We start from the raw sequence: 6186 nt of genomic DNA on the forward strand, positions 1-6186 counted from the left end.
TCCGAGTAGCCCTCACCGAACTTGCCCGACGCGTGCTGCGTCTTGAAGTCCTCGCCGAGCAGCGTGTCCACCTGCGACTTCAACGCGTCCAGCTGACCCTGGATGTCATCACGAGCCTGCGACAGCGACGACGCCACCTGCTCCATTCCCGCGTACGAAGCACCGAAATCGGGCATCGTCAACTCCCTCACTCAGAAAACCCGACCCCCACCGGGCCGACACTCAGAACCTAACCGACACCAACCGACCCCCACGATGGGGACCATTCCCCATCCCACGGTCACCGCGGATCTCAACCCAGGCGCACCCGCGAGATGTCGATCTCGCCGTCGTATGCCGCCCAGACCAGCCAGGCGACCGGACCGACCCGGCGTGCCTGCTGGAGCGTCTCGGGTGCGACCCTCAGGGAGGACAGCGCTGATTCCCAATCGCCGTGGAGCCGTTCGCGGGACGAAGGGTCGTCCGGCTCAAAGGCGGCCAGCTCGGCCGCGTACGCGCGCAGTCGTTCGGACTCGCGCCGGTAGTCCGGATCTCCCTTCCACCGCACACCGTCCGCCGCCTCGGACCGGCGCGCTGTCCGTCGCAGCTTCACGATCAGCAGCACGAGCTCGGCGAGCATGACGGCGGCGGCCACGGACCAGAGGGCGAGCTGCTCCTGCGTGTACGACGTGCCACCTGTCGTGCCGACCGCGATCCGATAGACCACCGCGGCCACGAGGGCAAGCGCGACGATCACGGCGAGCACCGACGCCGCAGCGGCCGAACGCGGCGACGACCGCACGATGAGGGCGACGGCGAGGGCGACGAAGGCCGTGAGCGTCGCCGCGATCAGGAGCGGCACCGCCATCGTCGGCTCCAGCACGATGCGCCGGATCGGCGGGTACATGAGCGCCGCTGAGACCGTGGCGCCGAAGAGGCCGACGCCGAAGACGACCGACCAGACCACCTGCCGCAAGCGCGACGCCGGACGCGGCTGCTGTGCCGCGGGGGCCGGCGCCCCGTGCTGTGCGCTGCTCGCATGCTCCCGGCGGGTCCGCCCCAGAGATGCGATCGAGGGGAGCACGTTCCGCGAGAACTCCGCATCGCGTGCGATGACCTCACGCGCACGCTGCGCCACCTCCACGATCTCGCGGGCGTGGCCGTCCAGGCGCACGGGCATCGGCTTGGCCATGGGACATCGCCTCTCTAGACGTTGGGGATATCGGCGGCGACGGATGCAGTGACCGTGCTCGCGGGCGTGCCGGCGGCCGCCGGCTCGACCGGCAGCGTGGATGCCTCGACGAGCGGCAGCTGCACGGTCACCTGCCGGCCGGCCTGCACGAAGATGCCGCGACCCTCGGGGAAGTCCCCGCGCTTGACCTTCGGGAACGGCACCTTGAAGACCGCGTCGCCGTCGAACGCGTCGGGCTTGAGGATGATGCCCTTGCGGCCGCCCTTGAAGTCGCCGATGAGGCCGAATCCGCTCGTGACCTGCGTGACGTCGGCATCGCCGATGAGGAGGTGCTCGCTGCGGTTCACGGCTTGGAAGAGGGCCTTGAGCGGGCGCTCGGCGGGCGAGTCGGCGAACTGCGGCACGTCCTCGATCGCGATCATGATGCGGGCCTTCAGCGCCTCGTCGGCGACGAGCTCGGCGAGCTCGGTGGCGAGCTCCTTCGCGTCGTCGACGGTCGTCGCGCTGCGCATCCACGGCGCGAAGTCCTTCAGCTGCGAGCGGCGACCGCCGAAGTGGAAGAGCTTCACCGCCGGGTCGAACCTCACCATCGACGTGATCAGCGCCTTCATGGCGTTCGTCTTGCCCGCCGTCGGCGGGCCCGACACCACGAACGTGCCGACCGGGTCGAAGTCGCGTGCGGCGAGGGTGTCCTCGGCGATGCCGAGGGACGGGAACTGGCCGATGCGGTCTGGCAGGGACGTCCACGGCAGCCGCGTGGGGAGCGAGCCGATCTCGTCGACCTCGCGCGCGCCGAGGGTGCGCAGCTCTTCGGCCCACTGGGTGAGCAGCTTCGTCTGCTCGGCCACGTTCGGCGTGCCGCCGAGCACCGCGATCTGCGTCTCGAATCCGTCCACGATGGCGCGGCCCGGAGCGGAGCGCTCGTCGAGCACGTCCTTGGGCGCGTTCAGCAGCGAGTAGGCGTTCTCGTCCGACAGGCGCAGGATGACCCGGCGTGACACGTTCGAGCTGACGGCGGTGGGCACCGACCCGGAACGGTCGGCGGTCGCCACGACGTGCACGCCGAGGGGCCGGCCCTCGCCCAGCATCCGCATGAACGCCTGATAGAACGGCATCCGCGCGGTCGTCGTCTCCCACTCGGCGCGGAACTGCGGAAGCCCGTCGAGAAGCAGGATGATGCGCGACTCGTCGCGCCCCGTCAGCTCGCGGTACTCCGCGACGCTGGACGCGTTGGCGGCGCTGAAGCGCTTGCCCCGGTCGTCGAGCACGCGGCCGAGCGAGCGCATGATGCGCTGGACGCGCTCGGCGTCGTCACCGGGGATGATCGAGCCGACGTGCGGCAGCACTTCGAGGCTCTTCAGCGAGCCCGACCCGAAGTCGAGGCCGTACACCGCGACGTTCTCGGGCCGCCGGCCCATCGCGGCCGAGATCGCGACGGTGCGGAGCACCGTCGACTTGCCGGAGCCGCTCGTGCCGTAGACGAGGAGCGAGCCGTCGCGGTCGGGCTCGAAGTAGACCGCCTCCTGCTGCTGGCGCTCGGGGATGTCGCTCTTGCCGAGCAGGATCGACCCCGCGCGTCCCGCGCGCACCGCCCGGATGTCGACGGTGGTCTCGAGGTCGTCGAGCCACGGGCGGCGGGGCGCGGGGATCTTCGCCCGCTGGGCCGCCGCGATCAGGGTCGACACGATGCGCTTCTGGTCGTTGGGTCCGGGGTCGACGTCGTGTGCGGCGTCGTCGCCCTTGTCGTCCAGCTCCCACCGCTGCACCGATCCGAATCGCAGCTCCGCGACGCTCACGTCGGCGGTCGGGGCCTCGTCGCTGCTCCAGCCGCCCGCGTACGCCGACTGGAAGGGCACCAGGCGCCCGGGACCGGTCTTCGCGATGCCCCGCCCCGGAATGCTCGGGTCGAACCGCGCGGCGACCGGGTCGTCCACGACATCCTTCGAGTCCGACTCGTCGGCCATGCGCAGCGCGACCCGGAGGTTGGTGTTGGCGCGCAGGTTGTCTTTGATGACGCCCGCGGGCCGCTGGGTGGCCATGATGAGGTGGATGCCGAGCGAACGGCCGCGCTGCGCGATGTCGACGACCCCGTCGACGAACTCGGGCACCTCGCCGGCGAGTGCCGCGAACTCGTCGATGACGAGGACCAGGGCCGGAGGCGTGTCGGGATCGCGGCGCTTCTCGAGCTCGAGCAGATCCTTCGCCTTCTTGCGGTTGAAGAGGTGCTCACGGTAATGCAGCTCGGCGCGCAGGCTCGTCAGGGCGCGACGTACCAGGTGCGGGCTCAGGTCGGTCACGAGCCCGACGCAGTGGGGCAGCTCGACGCAGTCGGCGAAGGCCGATCCGCCCTTGTAGTCGACGAAGAGGAAGGTCACGCGATCCGGACTGTGGGCGGCCGCCATGCCCAGCACCCACGCCTGCAGGAACTCGGACTTGCCGGCGCCGGTCGTGCCGCCCACGAGCGCGTGCGGGCCCTGCGTGCGCAGGTCGAGGGTCATCGCGTCGGCCGTGCCCTGACCGACGATGGCGCGCAGGTTGCCCGCCTTCTTCAGTCGGGGCAGCGCCGCGCCGGAGCGGTCGAGGATCGTGTTGTTCTCGCGCCATCGCTCGACGGCGAACAACGGGTCGGCGGCCATCTCGGAACCTACGAGCGAGAGGAACATGACCGAGTTCGGGATGTCGGACGAGTCCTCGATGACCGTGCTGGAGTCCGCGACCGGGGCCAGGCGCTTGGCGAGCACGGTCATGAGCTCGTTCGAGACACCCTCGACGACCGTCTGCGGGTACTCCACGCCGCTGCGCACCGTGCCGGCCTGTGCCGCCTCGAGTCCGCGGGAGACGTCGACGAAGCTGCGGCAGACCGCGGGGAGGGCTTCGACGACGGGCGCCACGAAGATGCCGTACACGCCCACGTCGGCGCCGCGCTCGAGCACCTGCGTGAGCCGCGCGCGATCGACCGGCGCATCGGAGGTGACGATCACGAGCACCGCGGTCTGTCCGGGGAAGGTCGCATCCTCCGCGGCACGACGCACGTCCGTGCCGTAGCGCATCGGATCCCAGTCGTCGTCGAGCGGGAGCCGCGGCGACGACGCCGCCTTCGATCGCCGCATGACGAGCTCTTCGAGCCCTGACAGCAGGGCGGCACCGGTGGAGGCAGAGTCCGACAGCGGCATGTCGCGGAACGGGCTGCGCTCGCTGGTGGTGTGCGGGAGCCACTTGAGCCACTCCAGCTGGCGCGCCCACTGCGGCTCGGTGAGAGCGACCGCGACCAGCTCGTTCGGCGAGTGCAACCCGAACAGCTGCACGCTGAGCCCGCGGAGCGCGTCAGCTGCCTCGCGTGCGGGCCCGGCGACGCCGATGACCCCGACGCTCTGCAGCGACTCGAGCACGGGCACGCCGTCGATCATCCGGTACCGCTCGCGCAGACGCTCGACACGGTCGACGTACTCCTGGAGCGCGTCGGGGTTGTCGGAGTGCTTGACGCTGGTGCGGGACGGCGCCTCGGACGTGCCCAGGCGCACCGCGAGGAAGTTCCAGTGCTCGGGGCGCCGGGTCCACAGCATCGGCCCGAGTCGCATGGCCTGCTCGAAGACGACCGCCACCGGAGGCACCTCGGCGTTGCGGACCTCGCGCTCGCGCGGACGTTCGCGGTAGAGCGTCTCTTCGAGCTCCTCGAACGTGCGCTCGAAGACCTCGGCCTCCTTCTTCACGCGCTGGCCGACCTGCGTCCGCTGCGAGATGAAGTTGCCGAGCAGCATGAGCGGCGACAGCAGCACCACCAGGAGGGAGCGCGGTTGTCCGGTCATCGCGAAGATCGACACACCGAGGATGATCGGTGCGACCAGCATCGGCCATGGGAAGAGCCGCGAGATCGGATCCTTCGGCATCCGGGGCTCCGGCAGCTCCTCGCCGACATAGCGCGGCTCGACCCGCGGGCTGCGGTTGAACAGCAGCGAACCGCCGCGCTCGAGTACCGGGTCGGGGTCGGCGGGCGCGTAGTCCTGCACCATCTGCACGACCAGCTCGGTGTCTCCGAGCATGAAGCGCTGCCCCGGGATGACGCGCAGGCGCTGCACGAGCCCGCCGTCGACGACGATCCCGTTGGCGGAGTTCAGGTCGACGATCTCCACCGTGCTGCCGATCTCGATGCGCGCGTGGCGCTTGGAGATCAGCGGGTCGTCGAGCACGATGTCGGTCCCTGCGGCGCGGCCGATCGTGAAGTGGCCGCGGGGCAGCTGGAACTCGCGGCCTGCGAAGGGTCCTGCGACGACGTACAGGACGGCGGCGGCCGGCGCTCCGGCGCGACGGGTCGAGACGTAGCCGGGACCGAGGTTGACGATCGAGGCGACGAAGCCCGAGCCGACGGCAGCGTCGCTGACGAGCATCTCAGGTTCGAGGAGCTGGTACGCCGCCGATGTCGGCGGTGCGACCCGCAGGGTGAGGACGTCGTCCGGGGATGCCACGACGTCGCGCGCCGGGTCGGCCTCCGCGATGCGCCGCGCCACGTCCTGCACGGTCGCCGTCGTGTCGGAGGTGACGACGATGTCGGTGCGCTGGTCGTCGCGCCGCTGGAGCGTCAGTTTGAGTCTCATGTGGGATTCCTCGTGCGGATGCCGGCGTCAGCCGATGCGGAGGCGGGCGTGGCGGTCTCCGAGCCGAATCGTATCCCCGTCGCGCAGCGCGACGTGCTCGCGCGGGGTGAGCTCGCGCTCGGCGCCTGACCGGACGATCGCGGTGCCGTTGGTCGAGCCGAGGTCGATGGCGACGAGGCCGGCATCCACCCGCAGCACCGCGAGATGGGTCTTCGACACCGACATGGACGGGTCGGCGATGGCGACCGGCACGAGGCGCGGCTCGCCCGGCGAGGTCGCGGGATCGCGACCGATCAGGATGCCGCTGCCGACGATCTCGATGACCCCGCCGTCGTCGAGCGTCAGGTCGGCGGACGCCTCGGTCACGGCGGGCGTCACCGCCGGCGCGGGGTCGGGCTGCGACCGGCGGGCCGGCGCGGCGGG

The 6186-nt window shown here is 70.9% G+C and carries 3 protein-coding genes; all 3 read right to left on the bottom strand.

Annotated elements, in window-relative coordinates; translation table 11 throughout:
* Positions 1-292: 292 nt before the first annotated feature.
* Positions 293-1171, bottom strand: coding sequence for a hypothetical protein (locus EIO58_RS11035; RefSeq protein WP_127819583.1), 879 nt, complete (start codon positions 1169-1171; stop codon positions 293-295).
* A 14-nt stretch (positions 1172-1185) separates the two neighbouring features.
* Positions 1186-5763, bottom strand: coding sequence for an FtsK/SpoIIIE domain-containing protein (locus EIO58_RS11040; RefSeq protein WP_127819584.1), 4578 nt, complete (start codon positions 5761-5763; stop codon positions 1186-1188).
* A 27-nt stretch (positions 5764-5790) separates the two neighbouring features.
* Positions 5791-6186, bottom strand: a 396-nt coding sequence (locus EIO58_RS11045) for an FHA domain-containing protein (protein WP_164861644.1), incomplete at its 5' end; no start/stop codon positions are given.

Origin of the sequence: Microbacterium sp. CPCC 204701, assembly GCF_004010105.1 — a bacterium.
Lineage (GTDB): Bacteria > Actinomycetota > Actinomycetes > Actinomycetales > Microbacteriaceae > Microbacterium.

What these genes read in the sequence shown, in the direction of transcription:
- EIO58_RS11035 (WP_127819583.1), bottom strand. Translation starts at nt 1,171, where the DNA reads ATGGCCAAGCCGATGCCCGTGCGCCTGGACGGCCACGCCCGCGAGATC.
- EIO58_RS11040 (WP_127819584.1), bottom strand. Translation starts at nt 5,763, where the DNA reads ATGAGACTCAAACTGACGCTCCAGCGGCGCGACGACCAGCGCACCGAC.